A 19,449-nucleotide genomic window follows, 5' to 3' on the forward strand; every position below is an offset into this window, starting at 1 on the left:
GGTTGATACCGTATTTTAAAATAATAAAACCTTCATGGCCTAGACTCATGATACTTTCAGCGCAAGCCGAACACTCTTTAAGCTACTCGAGCCACTGTCTGAAGCTCGCAATTCCTCTAATGGTTAAGTACAAAATGCCAATTACTCCGCTTAATTATGCGCTTTGGTATTGTTATGTTAGCGAAAAGAACCAAGACTTAAACGAAGAGCTTGATAGTATTATTAAAAAGCACAATACCTGTAGCCATGAGCAGGCAAAGCACCTTTTCAACAAGTATTTATCTCGGGACGACTTGGCACTATTTTATCAGCTATCTGGCGGCTTTAATGATGTTGTTGGTAAAGTGCATCAAGATATCAATGAGGCACTTAGTTACTCAGCTGAATTCAACCAAGCTTTGCAAGAATGCCGTGACACACTAACTAGTGCAGATATAAGTCAGGAAAGGGGCTTTGATGATGTACTTGATTGTGTCGAGCGCTTAAGTGACGAGTCGGCAGCTTTGCAAAGTCGTGCACAAGATTTTCAAAATCAGCTTGCGCTGGCTTACTCTGAAATTACAGAATTAAAACAAGAGCTTGTCAGGTCTAGAAGTAAAGCCGAAAAAGACCCGCTTACTGGGCTTTATAACCGCGGTAAGTTTGATGAAGATATCACGCGGTTTTGTCAAACCAATGACTTAGCTGAAGTCACTGTTCTTACTATGGTTGATATCGATCACTTTAAACAATTTAACGACACTTTTGGTCATCAAAAAGGAGACCAAGTTTTGCGTGCAGTTTCAGCAAAACTACTTAAACATGTATCTAGTGTTGGTCAGGCCTATCGTTATGGTGGTGAAGAGTTTTGTTTCACCGCACAGTTTGCAAGTATCAGTGACATGACTAATTTTACTCAGCAGCTGCGTCATGCTGTCGCTAAATTACAGATTAAAGAGCCTAAATCTAATAAGGTGTTAAGCCAAGTCACTGCTAGCTTTGGTATTGCTATAAAAGCTAAAAATAGTAATCCAGAACAACTCATAGCAAAAGCCGATAAAGCACTCTATTTAGCCAAAGAGCATGGCCGAAATCGTATCGAAATCGTCGAAGAGTAACAAACTTAACCGATATATGTATCAAATTTGTGAATAGTTGTAACCTTGCAACGACAGTTTGTTCACATCTTGATATTATGCTCTTATTGCAAAACCCCTTTGGTCGTAAAATAACAATGAAAACACAAACGATCAGGATGTGCGCAGCGGTTTATGTATTGATAGGCATGCTAGTAAGTCAAGCAAGCGCCGATGACTCAACGCGCACTGAACGTGAAAGCCGTGTGGCAAATCAACAGATCGATACCCAGCAGTGGCACCTAAGTATTAATACGGGAGCTGGGGTGATCACGAACCCTCTTCATGGTGGTGATAACTTACCATTAATTGTGCTGCCTGAAATCGCTTTTTATGGTGAAAAATGGTTCTTTGATAATGGCCGTTTAGGTTATTCATTCCAAGAAAGCGATACTCATGTTGTTAATTTCGTAACCGAGTTCAACCCTGAGACTCGCTTCTTTATAGATTTTCACCCTAGCAATGTTTTCGCACTGCAAACATCGAATAGCTTTATTGTTGAATCGACCACCAGTAATGAACTGGCAGAAAAGTCAGTATCTACGAACGATATTAAAAAGAGACGATGGGCATTAGATGCTGGCTTAAGCTATCACTATATTCATAATAATCATGTGATTTCTTTACAGGCACTAGCCGATATTTCGGGCGTTTATAAAGGCCTTCGTAGTGCTTTACAATGGCAATCACATCACCGAATAGGAAACCTATCTGTCGCACCTAGCTTAGGGGTTTGGTACAAATCAGCCAGACTAAATGATTATTTTTATGGTTTATCGGCTAAAGAGTCCTCATATGGGGAAATAGATGTTGGCAGTAGTTGGCAACCTTATGCTAAAATCGACGCCCGTTGGCCCCTGAGTGAGGCTAACTCTCTTCGTTTTCATTTAGCATATTATGACTACTCAGCCGTGGATGACAGTCCGCTTTTTGAACACACGTACTCGATGACTGCATTTATAGGATTCAATCATATTTTTTAATATGAAGTATTTTGTTTTTAGTCTGTGTGTGTTTGTTGCTGTTATTTGGGTTACCCCAAGCCATGCGCAAGCGACTCAGTTTGATATCACGCCAAAAGTGTGTGTTGTATTACAACAGCACGAATTTTGTGATCTTGAGTTAAAAATCAGCTGGCAAACACAGCTGCCTCAAGATCTGTGTTTGTTTCAAAATAACCAACAAATTCAATGCTGGAACGACAGTAAAAAAGGGCTTTACAGCCATAAAGCGCGGGTTCAGGTTGAAACAATATACTCCTTAGTCAATCCGCACACGGGGAGCAAAATTGCGACCGCAAAAGTCGAAGTGCAAAGCACCGAAGCAAAAACAACGAGGCGTAGATTACGCTCACCGTGGAGCTTTTTTTAATTCAGGAGCAACCAATGGCAAAGATTTTACTTGTTGAAGATGATCTCGGCTTACAGCAGTTAACACGTGATTACCTTCAACATAATGGGTTGGATGTTGCGGTCCTTGAACGCGGCGACGAAGTATTTGAATACCTTGAAAACAACCCAGTTGATTTAATGATTTTAGATGTCATGTTACCGGGTAAAGATGGCTTTAGCGTTTGCCGTCAGGTACGTGATAAATTTAGCTTACCTATCTTAATGCTGACAGCTAAAGGTGAGGACTTTGACCAAGTGATTGGCCTTGAACTTGGCGCAGATGATTATGTAATTAAGCCTGCAGAACCTCGTGTATTGTTAGCACGTATCAATGCATTGTTACGTCGCGGTCAAGCTACAAACAAAGCGCCAGAAGAGCTTAGCTTTGGCGATTTAACCATTGATAAAACTAGCCGCATTGTTACACTTAAAGGCAGTGAAATTACACTGACTTCTCATGAATTTGAGCTGCTTTGGTTGCTTGCGTCAAATGCTGGTGAAGTGTTAAGTCGTGAGCATGTTCATCAACACATGATTGGTCGTCAATATGATGGTTTAGACCGAACCGTTGACGTACGTGTATCGCGTATCCGTAAGAAATTAGGTGATAACAGTGATAAACCATATCGAATTAAAACAGTTTGGGGACAGGGTTACCTTTTTGTATCTGACGCATGGGATATGTAATTTTTAATGGGGAAACTATTTGCTAGCTTATATCTTTATATAATAGTTTCTCTGTTTCTAGTTAGTGGGGTCATAGAGCAGTTATGGCCCTACGAAGAAACGCAACAGCAAATAGCCCTAGACCAAGAATTTGGTAAATCTCTGTGGTTCTTAAGCCAAACTGAAAATGGCTTAGCGACACTCCAACAAGAATTCGAAAGCGAGATAATTAATCTTACCGATCTAGCACTTCCTGAAGACCTAAAAACACAGCTCAACAATGACCATTACCTGTATTTGTTCAATCAAGAACAAAAAGTGGTTTGGTACATAGCTCTTAATGACACTCAGCTTTTACATGTAGGCCCACTTTCAGTTGAAAATCCAAACTTTAGCTCCGTTTGGCCATACTTTTTATTATTAACTGTGATTGGCCTACCAATTGGACTCTGGAGCCTATTGCTATGGCGTGACTTTAATAAATTGACGCTTGCCTGTGAAGCTGTAGGAGGATCGCAAGACTTTGAGCTTCAGGATGCCTCTAAATCATTTTTTCTGCCGATTACTGATACCCTAAACGCGATGCAAGAACGTATTCAGTATCTACTGGCTGCGCAGCAAGAGCTAACTTCTTCCGTTTCTCATGAGTTTAGAACACCCCTTGCGCGTTTAAAGTTTGCTGTTGCCATGCTCGAAGAGCAAATCGAGAATGAAAAGTCGTATGCATACATTGATAACATGCAGGCTGATATTGCAGAGCTTGAAGCACTGGTGTCAGAAATGCTTGAATACGCACGACTTGATTCACACCAACCAAGCTTAAAGCCCCGTTCCTGTGACCTAACAGCGCTTATCAATAGTGTGGTGAATAAACTCGAGTTTGCTACTGATATAGAGGTAGCATTGACTGCACCCAAGCAGCTTTACTACGAGTGTGACGAGCATTTTATGGCGCGTTGTATTCAAAACCTATTAGGCAATGCACAAAAATACGCAAACCATAAAATTCATGTAAGTCTTGAAGATTTAGGGGGTTCGATACAAATAAGTGTTGAAGACGACGGCCCAGGGATCGCTAAATCTGAGTGGCAAAGTATTTTTAAGCCATTCACTCGTTTAGATAAAAGTCGTGATAAGAAAACCGGTGGTTTTGGGTTAGGTCTGGCGATTGTTGCTAAAATTGTTAGTTGGCATCAAGGGCAGTCTGAGGTGTGTGACTCACCATTAGGTGGAGCTAAATTTACTATTCATTTGTTTAAAAGTAACTCGCTTTAAATTGCAGGCATAAAAAAAGCGCCTAGGGCGCTTTTTAAAGATTAAAACCAAAAATAAACAAGTAGCAAAGTAATAGACCGCACTTAAAAATAAAAGTTCGAAAAAAGTTTAATTATTTTTCATCTAATAATGGCATTAGCATTTTTTCAAGGCCATTGAGCTTCACTTCATACATCATTGCCAGCTGTGCGCCTAACTGGGAATCAGGAAATCCTTGCTGTTTAAACCAGACTAAATAAGGCTCTGGCAGCAACAATAAAGGGCGACCAGCATACTTTCCAAATGGCATCTTAGTATTTATGGCGCGTTTGAGTTGAGCTGAATCCATCTTTATCTCAAAGAAATTTTAAAGCTAGATGATACGGTAAAAAGGAGAGAGAAAATAGGCTGTGACGGGCAAGAAACAGCCTATTTAGTGAGGGATGTAGGCCCTCAGAATAACAACCACTAATTACGGCGTATTAGTGTAGTTGGTGACGACGCTTTTTCGTAAAGCCAAGTTTATTTAGCTTAACGACAATAGCTGGGTCGTCGATTCGTTCTGGTGTTTCACCATCACGAAGAAAATGATCGCTTGGTACTTGATATACATCGAGCATCTTGTTGAATAGCACTGTTCTAATATCCATTGCAGTCATGCCATTGTTTTGTAACTCATCAAGTTGCTGCTGAATATCTGAAAGTTTCCCAGCACGTGCATCATCCGTGTTTGCTAAAAATTCGTTGGTAAACTTATTTTTCATTTAAACAACCTCAATCCATCTAACAGTGCTGAATTAAAAACAGCGGTAATACACAACACTGTTAAACTTTTTTGTGTTAAAAATAGATACTTAGCTAAGCATCTTGAAATTAATTCTACTCTTTTTTTTAGCCTGATTGCTAATCTGGATGTAAAGCTTTGTAAATAAGCTTGACCCAATAGAGGGACTGATTTGATATGTCGTGAAAACTAGTTAGCCAACTAACTGAATACAGTGAAAATAATTCTCAGTACCATGAAAAGGTACCGAGAATTATTTTTTACATTAAGAGAAAAGTTTTTGTTTTACATGCTCTGCGAAGCCGCTACCAGCTTCTAAATAGAAGTTATAAGTAGAATCGACACCCATATCCTCTAGTTCTTTTTGCTGATCTGGATAGTTTGCAATCGCTGTAACTTGACCTTCATAACCAGAAGCACGCAGTTGCTCTAAGGCAAAAATATTTTGCATGTGTTTTGGCATTGCAAGCATCACCATACCTACATGTGAGTGGTTTACCCGCTGCCAAAAGTCAGGGTCAGTGGCATCAGCAAGTAACACTCTGCGGCCACGTTTAATATGCTTATCAACAACATCCGGCTTAATATCGATACCAGCAACAAGGTTAGGGTGAGTTTGGCTGATTGTTTCATAGGCACCTGTACCAATTCGACCCATACCAAAGATCACGATTTTAGTGTCATTTAGATTAACTGGCAGCTCTTCTGCAAGACGGCTGTTACTTTCAAATTTAAGCAACCAATGTTCAATTTTTACATACACTTCATTCGAGCGTTTATTTAAAGGTGATGCGAGTATAAAGGTGATTGACACAGCGATAGCCATGACAGCTAGCCATTCAGACGTGATTAGATTGCTGGTGGCTGCAACGGCGCAGACAATCAAACCAAATTCACTGTAGTTAGCTAAGCTAAACGCGCTTAATAGTGAAGTACGAGCACGTAATTTGAAAGCGTTTGTCAGCACATAATAAAGTGCAACTTTTACAGGCAAAACCAAAATAATAATGAGTGCAACAATCACAGCATGGCTAGTCAGCTCTGCATTCAAACCAATATTTAAGAAAAAGCCAACCAGTAACACGTCTTTTAAATTAAGCAGTGACTTTGATAATTCACCGGCTTTTTTGTGCGACGCGAACATCATACCGATAATCAACGCACCTAAATCACCTTTAAGGCCTGCAAACTCGAAGGCTTGGTAACCAATAATTAGCGCAAAGAAAAAGCCAAACAGGGGCAATAACTCACCGTGTTTTGAGCGATTTAATACCCAAAACATCACAGGGCGTAAAATAGGTAAACCAACCAATAATGCCAAAGCCCAAATGTTAGGGGCTTTACCAGTGCTGATGGCTAAGAATATAACGGCAAAGATATCTTGCATAACTAAGATACCAATGGCGATTTTACCATGGAGGCTTGCCATTTCACCGCGTTCTTCAAGCACTTTTACGGCAAATACGGTGCTCGAGAAGCTAAAGGCAAAACCGACTAACAATGCACTTTGCCAACTAAGTTCGTTAAATAAAGGCAGTGCAAGGGCTCCTAGCAACAACATAAAACCACTAAAGAGCGTACTGCTTAAAACAATATGCATTGAGGCGGGCGCCCAAACTTGTGGTTTCATTAAGTTTGATACTTTGAGCTTAAGACCAATGCTAAACAATAACAAAGTAACTCCCAAGCTTGCCAACGTATTAAGCAGCTCGGTTGTCTTATATCCATATAGGTTAAGTGCAAAACCCGCTAATAAAAAGCCGATAAGAGGAGGCAGCTTTAGCTGGTAAACAGCAAAGCCACAAACGAACGCGGTAGCAAAGTAGATTAGTTCCATAGTTTTTCTTTTGACTTCATTTGCTAGAAGTGTAGCGAAATATTTGTTGTTGGAAAACAATATCAGACAGTGAGAGTTCAAAAAATAAGCACTTATACATGATTTATTGATTAATCCACCAAAAGCATCATTTTTTCGCTGACATTAGCTTTTAATTGTGGTTAAGATGCATTAACAAAGGAATTTAAGCCATAGGTTATAAGCTGGCTTAAGGAGAAAAGATGTTTAAGAAAATCCTTGCATCAGTAGGTATTGGTGCAGCAAAAGTTGACACTGTACTTGAGACAGAGCATTTACAACCGGGTCAAAAATTTAATGCCGTTATTGTTATTAAAGGCGGCGATGTTGATCAAGACATATCGGGTTTAGACTTAGCACTGATGACACGTGTTAAAGTCGAAGGTGAAGATGGTGAGTACTTTACAAACCATGTAATTGAAAAGTGGCGAATTACAGATATCGGCACGATTGCAGCAGGTGCAGAAAAACATATTCCATTTGAAGCGCGACTGCATTCAGAAACTCCGATCACCGAAATTAACGCTGGCTATAATCAATCACATGTGTGGCTTGAAACCGGTTTAGATATCGATTTAGCCCTTGATCCAACAGATCGTGATGCACTTCACATTTATCCAAATGATGCTGTAAGCACGTTAATGGAAGCGATGGATAGACTTGGCTTTAGCTTAGTAAAAGCGGATGTTGAAAAAGGCTTCTTGAGAGCGCCAACATTCCAATCACATTCGGGTTGTTATCAAGAGCTAGAGTATCGCCCAAATAGCCGAAGCCTATTTGGTCTACAAGAGATAGAGTTGTCATTTGTGCCTGAAGCGCACAAAACTCATGTACTCATTGAACTTGATCGTGCCTTTAGAGGGGATGGTTATGTCGATTTAACCATTGAGCATGATCATGTAAATCTGTCGCAGCTGTGTGATCAGCTAGAACGATTATTTGCTTAAAGATTAACGACTAAATAGCTAGTTAAAACCCAGCTACGGCTGGGTTTTTTGTCTTCATAAAGGAGCATTATGTTTTCTGTTAAAAGTTATAGCGAACTCAGTAAAGATGAGTTATTTGCCATTTTACGGGCGCGGGTTGATGTATTTGTAGTAGAGCAAACTTGCCCTTACCCAGAAATTGACGAAGTGGATAACAATGAACTGACCCAGCACGTGTTCTTATTTAAAGGTCAGCAAGTGGCAGCCTATGCACGATGCTATAAAAAGAGTGAGCAATTTAGCGCATTTGGTCGTGTGCTGGTAGCAAAGCAATTTCGTGGTGAAGGTTTGGCGAGTAAGTTGGTGCAAACTGCGATAGACACATGTAAAGAGCATTGGCCTGACAAAGCGATTATGATTGGTGCTCAGTGTTATTTAACAGGGTTTTATCAGCAATTTGGTTTTGAAAATGTGGGCGATGATTACCTAGAAGATGGCATTCCACATCAAGATATGTGTTTGAAGTAGCCTAAATGGCCACTTCAAACATAAACATTTGTTAGCTTAACAGAGAGTTGGCAAATACCAGTGATATGGCTAGTGGGCAAATAAACTTGATATACCATGGCCATACTTTCCAGAAGAAGCTATTGGCAGCTTCAGGGCATCCTTGTTGAATTTCTTTTAGCAGTGACGCGCGATGCCAAATCCAACCGACAAAAATACAACACATTAAGCCTAGAATTGGTTGACCAATCTTAGTGGTTAAGGTGATCACAAAGCCAAACAAGGTGCCTAAGTTAAAGACAATTGTAAAACTAATGAGCGCAATAATACCGCCAATGATCCATGTTGCTTGCACACGCTTTAACGCAAAGCGTTCAACAGCATAGGAAACTGGTGCTTCTAGCATCGAAATCGATGAGGTTAACGCTGCAATACTCATTAACGCGAAAAAAGCAAAGCCAACAAAAATACCCACATCACCCATGCTAGTGAAAAGTGCCGGAAGAACTTGGAATACTAAGGTATCTTCAGAAAGTAGTGCACCCTCGGCTGAAAAAATTTGTACGCCTTGTGCCTGTGCTACATACATTGCAGGAATAATGAGTAAACCGGCTACAAAGGCAATGAACACATCGATTAAAGTCACATAAGCGCCTAACGATACTAAGTTCTCTTTCTTGCTGATGTATGAGCCATAGATGATCATTACGCTGGTACCAAGCGATAATGAGAAAAATGCTTGTCCTAACGCATTCACTAATAACTCAGGGTTTAAAATCGATGAAAAGTCTGGCACTAAATACGCTTTTAAGCCTTCCATTGCGCCATCTTGAGTCATTACATAGATAATTAGCATAAATAAAATGCCTAACAGGGCAGGCATTAAGCGCTTAGACCATTTTTCAATGCCGTTTTCGACGCCTTTAGAGATAATCGCAACAGTTAAAATAATAAATGCGGCAGTGAATAAAAGGTTTCTTGATAGTGACTGCTCACTAAGCCAAGTGCCAGCTTGCTCTTGCCCCGCTAATTGCGCAACGGGTTCGAGTGTCGCACTCAGCATCCAGCCTGCGACGATAGCATAGAAGCTTAAAATTAAACCCGCACAAATAATACCGCCAAAACCTACCATGAAGGCAAACTTCTTTTGCCATGCTTGATTTGTTACTTTTCGAAGTGAAGTGACGGCATTAGCTTGACCATGACGACCAATGACTAACTCAGCCATTAAAGCAGGATAAGCAAGACAAAATGCTAACACTAAATAAGCCACTAAAAATGCGGCACCGCCATTACTTGCAGTTTGTGTAGGGAAACCCCAAATATTTCCTAAGCCAACAGCAGAGCCTGCTGCAGCCATAATAAATCCAAAGCGGGAGCTAAACTCCCCACGTGATGCGCTCATATTGTTGTTACTTCTCTATTTGTGACGGCGCTGACAATCTACTTGAATTAACGCTAAATAAAAAGGGTTAATCATCCGCATTTTCGTTGTTCTTCGTTATGTGCGAGCTGTCAGCGTAGATTTCGTGCAATTGCGCATTACAATACGAAACAATTAGCACAAATGAAACATGTTTAGTGGCTTTTATTTTGAATTGAAAGAGTAAAACACGCGCCACCTAGTTGCTTACTTTTTGATACTTCGACCGTACCATGATGCCAATCAACCACTTTCGCAACGATAGCAAGGCCAAGCCCGTAGCTTTCGCCATCCCGGTTACGATGTGTTTGTTCTTGGAAAAATGGAGTAAATACTTTTTGCCAGTTTTGTTCGCTGACACCCGGACCGTCATCTTCAATTTTTATGGTGACGGATTCACTGGTACTGGTTGCACTGAGCAAAATTTCTGATTCAGCAAAGTCGCAAGCATTACTTAATAAATTAACAATGGCCCGAGCTAACCAGTGTAAATCAGCACAAATATCACCGCCTTCAACTCGGTGATTAATGCGCAAGCTTTGTTGTTCAAGCTTAGGCTCAATTTGATGAATTAAAGTAAGAATATAGGTTTCTAGATCAGAATGATTAAAGGTCAACTGATTCGCTTTTTGCTCAAGGGTTGCAAATGCCAAGTAACTTTTTAGCATTGACTCCATTTGATCTAAGTCGTTTTCCATTCGAGCAAGATACTCAAGGCGCTTTTCGTTATTAGGGCAGTCTTGCGCTGCCTCGAGACCAAACCTTAAGCAGGCGATAGGTGTGCGAATATCGTGAGATAAACTTGATGCCATTAACTTATTTTCATCAAGAAGTTTTTCAATTTGACTCGCCATACGGTTAAATGTCAGCTCAACATCTTTGATATAGGTAAAGTGAGATAAGTGAATACGGCTTTTTAAATCACCTTTAGCAAAGCGTTGTGCCGCTTCGTTTAATACCGTTAAACGCTTGGCCAGTGGCGCAATGATAAAGCCCATAAATACGCATAACCCAGCGTAGAATAACAAGGTCAGTAATACATCGTTGCCTTGCTCGTGTGTTAAGTCTTTATCTAAACGCATTTTTAAGTGGTGTGTGCCTAAAGCTGCTTCACTGTAAAGTAAATAGTATCCTTGCTGATCTTCGAGGATAAGGCCACTAGGTTGGGTTATTTGTGTTAACAATGAATGAGGTAGCGCAAGCGACTGTGTAGGGCGATACTCTAGTTGCACAGCAAAGTTTTGGTTAATATCCGCAATAGCTTGCTCACGCTCTTTAGCATCATACTTAGCGAGTTGCTTTGCAAAGCCTTTAATCATTTGTGTTTCGCTAGAAAACACATCCTGAGGTGCTTGGGTTTGTTGGCTAAAAGCATCAATTAGCCAACCCAACACGATGATTGAAAGCAGGGCACTGCCAAGGAGTGAGATATAAAACTTTTTCACAGGCGCGAGTCGTTATTGCCAAGCGGTGGCAACAAGTAAATAGCCTTTGCCCCAGATAGTTTTAATTTTTTCAGGGTGCTGAGGGTCATCATTAAATTTTTTACGTAATGATGAAATCAGCACATCCACACTTCTGTCTAAGCCATCATATTCGCGCCCTTTCGTTGCCTTAAACACTGCATCACGTGAAACCACTTGACCTGCATTACTTGCTAAATAATGCAGTAGTAGGTACTCAGCGCTTGAGATATGAACCTCATCATTATTAAAGTAAACGGTACGTGACTCAGTATTGATTGATAACTTACCCACATTAATAAGCTCAGAGCTTGTGCTTGATTCTTGTGTATCTGATTTAGAGCGAAGTGCTGCTTTTATACGTGCTAATAAAGCGCGAGGGCGAACGGGTTTCATCATGTAATCACTGGCACCAACTTCAAGGCCAATCACTTCATCCAGTTCATCATCACGTGCGGTGAGCATAATAATCGGGGCCTGATAAAACTGTCTTAAATCACGGCACACACTAATACCGTCTTGACCAGGCAGCATAATATCTAACAAAACTAAGTCAGGGTTTGTTTTACGCACCTGTTCAACCACTTGGTCGCCACGTTGGCATATTGTTGTTTGATAGCCTTGTTCAATTAAATATTCCGCAACCCAATTGGCGAGAGAAATATCATCTTCTACTAATAAGATAGTTCCGTAATGTTCCATTATTTACTCCTGCTTAGAACAGTCGCCAACGACGTTTCTTCTGACGATTTTGATAGACCCACTGTAATTGTATTTCAGTACTTGCGACAACCTTACCGTTATCACTGCTTATAAGTTCAAAACCTATGGTTTCTGCTGAATCAAATTGGTATCTAAATAAGCCCTTTTGTTGCATCAACCAGCACTGAATAATGTGCTTGCTTTGCGCATTACGTAAGCAGTAATTACCAACTTGCTGCTGATGCCATGTTAAATCAACTTCAGCGTAGCAATTCCTACCTTCACGCAGCGCTACGCAAGTGTCGGGCAGGGCAACTAACGCATTTTCAATATCTTTCTTGCCTACAGATTGCTGCTCAGCGAGTAATGGCCCTGACAGTAATAAGGTAAAGCACAAGTAATACTTAGAAAACATAACGCACGCCTACCTTGGCTTTATGCTGATACTCTTGAGAAATAATAGGGCTTTGGTGAATATCGTTTGAAAACCAAGTCGATAACCAACCAGTTAAAAACACCCAATGTCTGTTAATTGGGTATTCTGCATGAAATTCAAAAATAAGGCTGTAAGAGGTATCTGGGTTATATACAGGGCGAGTTTCGAGCGCTTCAGCTTCTGAAATGCCAAAGTAGTAATTTGTAAAGTCTGCTGAGTAGGCACTTAAGCCAACGCCAGAGCGAAACTCCCAATTTCGCCAAGGAATGATCTGACTAAAAAACGAATTCATTACCCAGCCATTATGCGCACCTGATATATCATGCAGGTATTCAAATGAAATTTGCGAGTTTTCAAAGCGACGTGATAGGCGAAGACCTACATCAAAGTCGTAGTCGCGTGTTCTGATCCCTTCAAGCTCTTTAATTACTTCGTTACCATAAATATTTAAGCCTGTTTCATCAAAGCCAGATTGAATGTTGGTGCCGACAATATCTAAGCCCCATTCAAATTTATCGATAACGCTGTAACCTAATGTTAAACCGCCGCTAAGTTGGCTTTGGTCGTAATCGAGGTAAAAGCTGTCGTAAGAAACTGCGAGGTGTACGTCTGGCTCTATGCCATCATTGTAAGAGTCCATGCCTACAAGGTAAGAATCTTCAATGTAGTAACCTAAACCAATGCCCCAGTCCCATGCAAAGCCTTGGCTTGGCTCTAAAGTATTGTCTGCATAATAGCGGTTACTTGCTTGGCTTGTGGTACTAAGCAAGGTTAAACATATCAATAATAGGGCACTGTAAGCTCGCAATGTTGCTTCCTTGTCTGTGAGAAAGGGTAATAGCTTATAGTATATTGTTAAGGAGTTCCTGTAATCTGTAAAAAAATGTAGTAATAGAAATTGCAAGTGTAAGAAAGTGTTGCAAATTCAAGGAGGGAAGCTGTTTGCCTATGGGCAGACAAACAGCAAAAGTTAGTTACTGAACTTTAATTTTATCGATTAAAATGCTGCTCAGGTAGTACTGCATCATAGGTGTAAGTGCACTAATTTCTGTACGGTTACACGGGCCTTGCTCTTTTTTTAAGGCGGTCATTTGCGTGATAGTTTGATAAGCAGGAATCGTCACTTCTTGATTAATTCGCGCCATGCGAGCTTGTTCCGAGTTTTGCTCGTGCACAAAGCTCGCTACTTCAAGCTCATTCTTGATTACTTGCTGTTGTACAAAGCTATAAATTAGGGGTTCACGGTGAAAGCTTGCGCTGTCAATTGATGACTTTGCAAACCACACAACATCACCGGTTTTCTTGTGAGTTAAGCGCATGCTTACTTGACCTAAAATAGTCGCACATTGCTGAACTGGAAACTGTTTTGCAACTTCATCAAATAAAGGCAGAGGCTTTTCTGGTTTGACTAATTGATATTCTGTGTCTTCAATCAGTTCAAGGTCAAGCTGGTGAATAGATAGGGTGTAATCTGCTTGAGTGCCATCTTCTACAACCTTTAATTGTTTGGCTGTAAGTGCTTCAGTCAGTTGCGTATAAAGTGTATCTGTCACACTGGTTTTGTCGGCAACTATCACCACAGTTTGGTTTTTACTAACTGCATGTGCAGGCAACTGTACTGACTTCACTTTAGGAGCTGCATGCTCTGTTTGATACTCTACTTGAAAGCGTTGGCTTTGTAAGCTTGGTTTCTTTGGCATCGAAAGTAATGGCGCAGGTTCAGGTTTAAGGGCACAACCAGCTGAAATTAAAGTAAAAAACAAAACTACAAGTAAGCGCATAAAGATTAATCTACCCATAAATATTTAAGATTAAGCGTATTGTACGTTAGTCGAGGCAAAAGTTCATGATATTATGTTATAAGAAACTTCCTAAACAGACTTAAAAAAATAAATAATGAAGTACAGCTTAACTTTAATTCCCTTTCTTTTTTCTTTTTTACTGCTTTTTGTTAGCGGAGAAGCTGCTTCGAGTGATAAGCAATGGCAAACTTTCGTTGCTGATTATAATAAACACCTTACCCGAAAATTAAAAAGTAAAGGGATACCAGGTGGTTCATTGGCGATTGTAAATATTGGTCATGATGATTTTATTAATGGTATTGGTCGAACAAAAATAGAAAAAGGTCGTAAAGTCGATAAACATACCCGCTTTCGATTGGCATCAGTCTCTAAAACCTTTGCGGGCTCATTAACTGCTAAACTTGCAGCGCAAGGGGAGTTTAATATTGATGACCCAATAAGTAAGTTTATTCCTGCTTTTTCTAATACTGCTTACAAAGATGACTTAAAAATTTATCATATCCTTAGTCATTCTAGTGGCCTAGTACCTAATGCATACGATAACCTAATTGAGTCGCGTATGAGTTACCCAGATATTGTCGAGCGGCTATTGACTGTTGAGCCTATCTGCAAACCAAGCGAGTGCTACGGCTATCAAAATGTGATGTTTAGTTTGATTGACTCAGTGATTTATCAATCAACACAGATGGACTACTCACATTGGATTTCAGAATATATCTTTGCACCTTTAAAAATGGTGGATGCCAGTGTTGGTTTTGAGGGGATGGTTAAAGACAACAACTATGCTCACCCTCATGTACGCGGTAGAAAGCGTTGGTATACATCTCGTTTAAAGAAAAATTACTATAAAGTGCCTGCAGCTGCAGGTGTAAACGCCAGCGCAAATGACATGGCTATTTGGTTAAATGCGCAGCTAGGACAATACCCAGATGTATTACCACTCGAAGCATTGATCAAACAAACCCGTCCTTATACACATACTAAAAAAGAAACTCGTCGCCGAGTTTGGCGAAGCCATGTTAAAGATGCTTACTATGGATTGGGTTGGCGTGTTTACAACTATGATGATGAAGTACTTTATTACCACAGTGGTTGGGTTCAAGGCTATCGCAGCGATATTGTAGTATTCCCGCATCTAAACATAGGGTTTAGCTTAGTTCTCAATGCAGAAACAGGGTTAATTAATGAATTAACTACCGAGTTTATTAATCGGGTTCTTAAATACACGCGAGAGCAAAAATAGCCTAGCTAAAAAGTTTAGTTACAAATTAATGCAAAATTATTTCTGCCTACAAAAAAGCCAGCATATTTGCTGGCTTTTTCTGATTCGAAATTTCACAAGGCAGGATTAACCGCGTGGTAATTGAATCTTTTTCTCTTCGCTTTGGCGATACAATACAATTGTATGGCCAATTGTTTGTAGTTTTATTGCGCCTGTCTCGCGAACAATTGCGTCAAAAATCAATGTTTTAGTTTCACGTTCATCTGTAGGAACTTTAACTTTGATTAGTTCATGAATTTCTAGGGCGCTTTCAATTTCAACTAAAACGCCTTCGGTTAATCCGTTTGCACCAAGTAATACAACAGGTTTTAAACTGTGCGCTTGGCCTTTTAAAAACTGCTTTTGTTTGTTCGATAATTTCATCATGTTACAAATTTTGCTGAATATGGCTTGAATTAAGGGTATTCTAACGCCATCTAGAGAATATTACTAATTAGTTACGTATTAATTTTATGGCAAATAAAAAACATTCAGCCAGTTCTAAGCGTTGGCTGAAAGAACATTTCGACGATCCTTATGTTCACGAAGCGCAAAAGAAAGGTTGGCGTTCTCGTGCGGTATTCAAATTAGACGAAATTCAAAACAAAGATAAATTAATCAAACCATCGATGACGGTGGTTGATTTAGGTGCTGCGCCAGGTAGTTGGTCGCAATATTTAGCAGAAAAAGTAGGTGATAAAGGTCAAGTAATTGCTTGTGATATCTTACCTATGGATTCCTTAGCAGGTGTTGACTTCTTACAAGGCGACTTTCGTGAAGAAGCGGTACTTGATGCACTATTGACCCGTATTGATGGAAAAAATGTTGATGTAGTTTTTTCTGATATGGCACCCAATATGAGCGGCAATACATCTGTTGACCAAGCTGGTAGTATGTACTTAGTTGAGTTGGCATTAGATATGTGCCACCAAGTTTTAAAGAAAAATGGCGCATTTTGTGTCAAAGTCTTCCAAGGCGAAGGATTTGATCAATACTTGCAGGAAGTACGTAATAGCTTTAAAGCGGTTAAAATTAGAAAGCCCGATGCATCACGCGCCCGTTCTCGGGAAGTTTATATAGTGGCGACAGGCTACAAACTGTAGTACAGTTGTGCTGCGTTAAGTTGAATTTAAATTAATTGGATACAAGAGGTTAACTCCTTGAGCGATATGGCGAAAAATCTAATACTCTGGCTGGTCATTGCAGTAGTGCTAATGTCAGTGTTTCAGAGCTTTAATGGTGGTGATCAGGCAGATCGCCAAACAAGTTACACTCAATTTGTTAGCGACGCTCGTAGTGGCGCTATCCAAGAAGTCTCAATTGAAAGCACCACAGGTACGATTACTGGTACTAAAACAAATGGTGAGCGCTTTCAAACCATCATGCCAATGTATGATAAAGACATCTTGAATGATCTTTTAAAAAGCAACGTTAATGTAAAAGGCGTTAAGCCAGAAGAGCAGTCATTCCTCGCCAGCATTTTAATCTCTTGGTTCCCGATGTTACTGCTTATTGGTGTGTGGATTTTCTTCATGCGTCAAATGCAAGGTGGTGGCGGTAAAGGCGCGATGTCTTTCGGTAAGAGTAAAGCGCGCCTGATGAGTGAAGACCAAGTTAAAACGACGTTTGCTGATGTTGCTGGTTGTGACGAAGCGAAAGAAGATGTAACTGAGCTGGTTGACTTCTTACGTGACCCATCAAAATTCCAAAAGCTAGGTGGTAGCATCCCGAAAGGCGTGTTGATGGTTGGTCCTCCAGGTACGGGTAAAACGTTACTTGCTAAAGCAGTAGCTGGTGAAGCTAAAGTGCCGTTTTTCACAATTTCAGGTTCTGATTTCGTAGAAATGTTTGTAGGTGTTGGTGCTTCACGTGTACGTGACATGTTCGAGCAAGCGAAAAAAGCAGCACCTTGTATCATCTTTATAGATGAAATCGATGCAGTAGGCCGTAAACGTGGCGCTGGTATGGGTGGTGGTCACGATGAGCGTGAGCAAACACTTAACCAAATGCTTGTTGAAATGGACGGCTTTGAAGGTAACGAAGGTATTATCGTTATCGCTGCAACGAACCGCCCAGATGTATTAGACCCTGCGTTATTACGTCCTGGTCGTTTTGACCGTCAAGTTGTTGTTGGACTTCCTGATATTCGTGGTCGTGAACAAATTCTTAAAGTTCACATGCGTAAAGTGCCACTAGGCGACAACGTAGAAGCCGCAGTTATTGCACGTGGTACGCCAGGTTTCTCTGGTGCTGACCTTGCAAACTTAGTTAACGAAGCCGCGTTATACGCAGCTCGTGGTAACAAACGTGTAGTAAGCATGGCAGAGTTTGACGCTGCAAAAGATAAAATCATGATGGGTGCAGAGCGCAAGACCATGGTGATGAGTGAGCAGGAAAAAGAAATGACTGCTTACCATGAAGCGGGTCACGCGATTGTTGGTCGCATGGTACCTGAACATGATCCAGTTTATAAAGTGTCTATCATTCCTCGTGGTCGTGCACTTGGTGTCACTATGTACCTGCCTGAGCAAGACCGTGTGAGCCACTCTAAAGAGCTATTAGAGTCAATGATCTCTAGCCTTTACGGTGGTCGTATAGCAGAAGCACTGATCTATGGTGAAGATAAAGTGACAACCGGTGCAAGTAACGATATTGAACGTGCAACCGATATTGCTCGTAAAATGGTTACTCAATGGGGTCTAAGTGAAAAACTAGGTCCATTACTTTACGCTGAAGATCAAAACGAAATGTACATGGGTGGCGGCGGTAGCCGTGCTATGAGCATGTCTGATGAAACTGCAAAAGTGATCGACACAGAAGTTCGTTTATTCTCAGATCGTAACTACCAACGTGCAGAGCAAATCCTTAAAGATAACATTGATATCTTACATGCGATGAAAGATGCACTTATGAAGTACGAGACGATTGATGCGGGTCAAATTGATGACTTAATGGCACGTCAGCCTGTACGTGAGCCACGTGATGTTCATGACCGCCGTTCAGATGATAAAAAGCCAGCTCCTTCTGCTGCAAAAGTTGTCGAAAACGACACAAAAGAGCCAGAAGAATCATCAGAAACAAAAACAAATGTTGATGACAAAGCCGAATAGTCGGTACAATTAGACACAGAAAGGCCCCGCTAGTCGGGGCTTTTTTATTTCAAAAAATGCGCAATTTTCAAACTGTTATCTAGAATAATAAATGCGCAATTGACGCTAATTTATAGCATAGGTGTTCAATGACCGTTCTTAACTTACCTCGAGGTCGCACATTACACCTCGATTCCCCAGTGGTGATGGGGATTTTAAATGTCACTCCAGATTCATTCTCTGATGGCGGTAGTTATTGCCAGCTAGACAGCGCTGTCAAACAAGCTCATGCGTTATTAAATCAAGGCGCAAAAATAATTGATATAGGTGGTGAGTCTACCCGCCCAGGGGCACCTGATGTATCTCTTGAAGATGAGCTTGAACGCGTTATTCCTTTAGTTAAAGCGCTTAGAGCAAGCAGTGATTGTATTATTTCGATTGATACCAGCAAGAGCGAAGTAATGCGCCAAGCGATAATCGCAGGAGCTGACATCATCAATGATGTTAGAGCGTTACAAGAACCTGGTGCAATTGAGGTACTGGCACAATACCCAGAGGTGGCAATTTGCTTAATGCATATGCAAGGTCAGCCTCGCACTATGCAAAGTAACCCGCATTATAATGACTTGTTTAATGATATTAATGAGTTCTTTGCAGAGCGTTTAGCTGTGTGTGAGCAAGCGGGCATTCAGCAACAACGTATTATTTTAGACCCGGGCTTTGGCTTTGGTAAGACTTTGGCTCATAATTATCAAATACTTAAAGAGTTTAATAT

The 19,449-nt window shown here is 40.6% G+C and carries 21 protein-coding genes; 11 read left to right on the forward strand and 10 right to left on the reverse strand.

The window, feature by feature from the left end; genetic code table 11:
- Nucleotides 1-119: 119 nt before the first annotated feature.
- The 5 genes from L1D51_RS14440 (at nt 120) to L1D51_RS14460 (ending at nt 4,447) form a co-directional block, all read left to right on the forward strand.
- On the forward strand, nt 120-1,097 hold the full coding sequence (locus tag L1D51_RS14440) for a GGDEF domain-containing protein (protein ID WP_239963975.1): 978 nt from the start codon (nt 120-122) through the stop codon (nt 1,095-1,097).
- 116 nt (nt 1,098-1,213) lie between these two features.
- Nucleotides 1,214-2,098 carry a MipA/OmpV family protein gene (locus L1D51_RS14445; RefSeq protein WP_486660002.1) on the forward strand — a complete coding sequence of 295 codons (885 nt, stop codon included), beginning with the start codon at nt 1,214-1,216 and terminating at the stop codon, nt 2,096-2,098.
- A gap of 1 nt (nt 2,099) precedes the next feature.
- The gene (locus L1D51_RS14450; RefSeq protein WP_054561875.1) at nt 2,100-2,486 is read left to right on the forward strand and encodes a DUF3019 domain-containing protein; all 387 of its coding nucleotides are present in this window, start codon (nt 2,100-2,102) and stop codon (nt 2,484-2,486) included.
- 14 nt (nt 2,487-2,500) lie between these two features.
- Complete coding sequence (locus L1D51_RS14455; RefSeq protein ID WP_054562019.1) at nt 2,501-3,193, forward strand: response regulator; 693 nt, start codon at nt 2,501-2,503, stop codon at nt 3,191-3,193.
- A gap of 6 nt (nt 3,194-3,199) precedes the next feature.
- Nucleotides 3,200-4,447 (forward strand): ATP-binding protein, encoded by a 1,248-nt coding sequence (locus tag L1D51_RS14460; RefSeq protein WP_239963976.1) that lies wholly within the window; start codon nt 3,200-3,202, stop codon nt 4,445-4,447.
- Between the two features lie 112 nt (nt 4,448-4,559).
- Here L1D51_RS14460 and L1D51_RS14465 read toward each other — a convergent pair whose 3' ends face one another.
- From L1D51_RS14465 to L1D51_RS14475, 3 genes are all read right to left on the reverse strand, one after another.
- Nucleotides 4,560-4,775 (reverse strand): DUF3820 family protein, encoded by a 216-nt coding sequence (locus tag L1D51_RS14465; RefSeq protein ID WP_054561873.1) that lies wholly within the window; start codon nt 4,773-4,775, stop codon nt 4,560-4,562.
- A gap of 133 nt (nt 4,776-4,908) precedes the next feature.
- Nucleotides 4,909-5,190: a hypothetical protein gene (locus L1D51_RS14470; RefSeq protein ID WP_054561872.1), complete on the reverse strand. Its 282-nt coding sequence runs from the start codon at nt 5,188-5,190 to the stop codon at nt 4,909-4,911.
- A 285-nt stretch (nt 5,191-5,475) separates the two neighbouring features.
- The gene (locus L1D51_RS14475) at nt 5,476-7,047 is read right to left on the reverse strand and encodes a cation:proton antiporter family protein (RefSeq protein WP_054561871.1); all 1,572 of its coding nucleotides are present in this window, start codon (nt 7,045-7,047) and stop codon (nt 5,476-5,478) included.
- Between the two features lie 221 nt (nt 7,048-7,268).
- Here L1D51_RS14475 and L1D51_RS14480 point away from each other — a divergent pair, with 221 nt between their 5' ends.
- Both L1D51_RS14480 and L1D51_RS14485 read left to right on the forward strand, forming a co-directional pair.
- On the forward strand, nt 7,269-8,012 hold the full coding sequence (locus L1D51_RS14480) for a sporulation protein (protein WP_054561870.1): 744 nt from the start codon (nt 7,269-7,271) through the stop codon (nt 8,010-8,012).
- A gap of 66 nt (nt 8,013-8,078) precedes the next feature.
- Nucleotides 8,079-8,519, forward strand: coding sequence for a GNAT family N-acetyltransferase (locus tag L1D51_RS14485; RefSeq protein WP_425605549.1), 441 nt, complete (start codon nt 8,079-8,081; stop codon nt 8,517-8,519).
- A gap of 31 nt (nt 8,520-8,550) precedes the next feature.
- Here the strand turns inward: L1D51_RS14485 and L1D51_RS14490 are convergent, their stop codons facing one another.
- The 6 genes from L1D51_RS14490 to L1D51_RS14515 form a co-directional block, all read right to left on the reverse strand.
- Nucleotides 8,551-9,903 carry a sodium-dependent transporter gene (locus L1D51_RS14490; RefSeq protein ID WP_055197004.1) on the reverse strand — a complete coding sequence of 451 codons (1,353 nt, stop codon included), beginning with the start codon at nt 9,901-9,903 and terminating at the stop codon, nt 8,551-8,553.
- 173 nt (nt 9,904-10,076) lie between these two features.
- Nucleotides 10,077-11,366, reverse strand: coding sequence for an ATP-binding protein (locus L1D51_RS14495; RefSeq protein WP_239963978.1), 1,290 nt, complete (start codon nt 11,364-11,366; stop codon nt 10,077-10,079).
- A gap of 12 nt (nt 11,367-11,378) precedes the next feature.
- Entirely contained in the window at nt 11,379-12,086 is a 708-nt protein-coding gene (locus L1D51_RS14500) for a response regulator (RefSeq protein WP_239963979.1), read from the reverse strand.
- A 13-nt stretch (nt 12,087-12,099) separates the two neighbouring features.
- Nucleotides 12,100-12,501, reverse strand: coding sequence for a DUF3019 domain-containing protein (locus tag L1D51_RS14505; protein ID WP_054561865.1), 402 nt, complete (start codon nt 12,499-12,501; stop codon nt 12,100-12,102).
- Nucleotides 12,491-13,330, reverse strand: coding sequence for a MipA/OmpV family protein (locus tag L1D51_RS14510; protein ID WP_054561864.1), 840 nt, complete (start codon nt 13,328-13,330; stop codon nt 12,491-12,493). The genes L1D51_RS14505 and L1D51_RS14510 overlap by 11 nt, the downstream gene beginning before the upstream one ends.
- Before the next feature lie 166 nt (nt 13,331-13,496).
- Nucleotides 13,497-14,303, reverse strand: a complete 807-nt coding sequence (locus tag L1D51_RS14515; protein ID WP_054561863.1) for a hypothetical protein — start codon at nt 14,301-14,303, stop codon at nt 13,497-13,499.
- Between the two features lie 115 nt (nt 14,304-14,418).
- Here L1D51_RS14515 and L1D51_RS14520 point away from each other — a divergent pair, with 115 nt between their 5' ends.
- A complete protein-coding gene (locus L1D51_RS14520) occupies nt 14,419-15,567 on the forward strand; it encodes a serine hydrolase domain-containing protein (RefSeq protein ID WP_239963980.1) in 1,149 nt (382 codons plus the stop codon).
- 105 nt (nt 15,568-15,672) lie between these two features.
- On the opposite strand, the gene yhbY is transcribed toward L1D51_RS14520, so the two are convergent.
- A complete protein-coding gene (gene yhbY / locus L1D51_RS14525) occupies nt 15,673-15,969 on the reverse strand; it encodes a ribosome assembly RNA-binding protein YhbY (RefSeq protein ID WP_054562018.1) in 297 nt (98 codons plus the stop codon).
- An 89-nt stretch (nt 15,970-16,058) separates the two neighbouring features.
- On the opposite strand from yhbY, the gene rlmE reads away from it, so the two are divergent.
- The 3 genes from rlmE to folP form a co-directional block, all read left to right on the forward strand.
- Entirely contained in the window at nt 16,059-16,688 is a 630-nt protein-coding gene (rlmE, locus tag L1D51_RS14530; RefSeq protein ID WP_054551703.1) for a 23S rRNA (uridine(2552)-2'-O)-methyltransferase RlmE, read from the forward strand.
- A gap of 66 nt (nt 16,689-16,754) precedes the next feature.
- Nucleotides 16,755-18,695, forward strand: coding sequence for an ATP-dependent zinc metalloprotease FtsH (gene ftsH, locus L1D51_RS14535; RefSeq protein ID WP_054561861.1), 1,941 nt, complete (start codon nt 16,755-16,757; stop codon nt 18,693-18,695).
- A gap of 128 nt (nt 18,696-18,823) precedes the next feature.
- Nucleotides 18,824-19,449 (forward strand): dihydropteroate synthase (gene folP, locus L1D51_RS14540; RefSeq protein ID WP_239963981.1); only part of this gene is annotated, 626 nt, incomplete at its 3' end.

It is taken from the genome of Pseudoalteromonas shioyasakiensis (genome assembly GCF_022398475.1).
Taxonomy (GTDB): Bacteria; Pseudomonadota; Gammaproteobacteria; order Enterobacterales; family Alteromonadaceae; genus Pseudoalteromonas.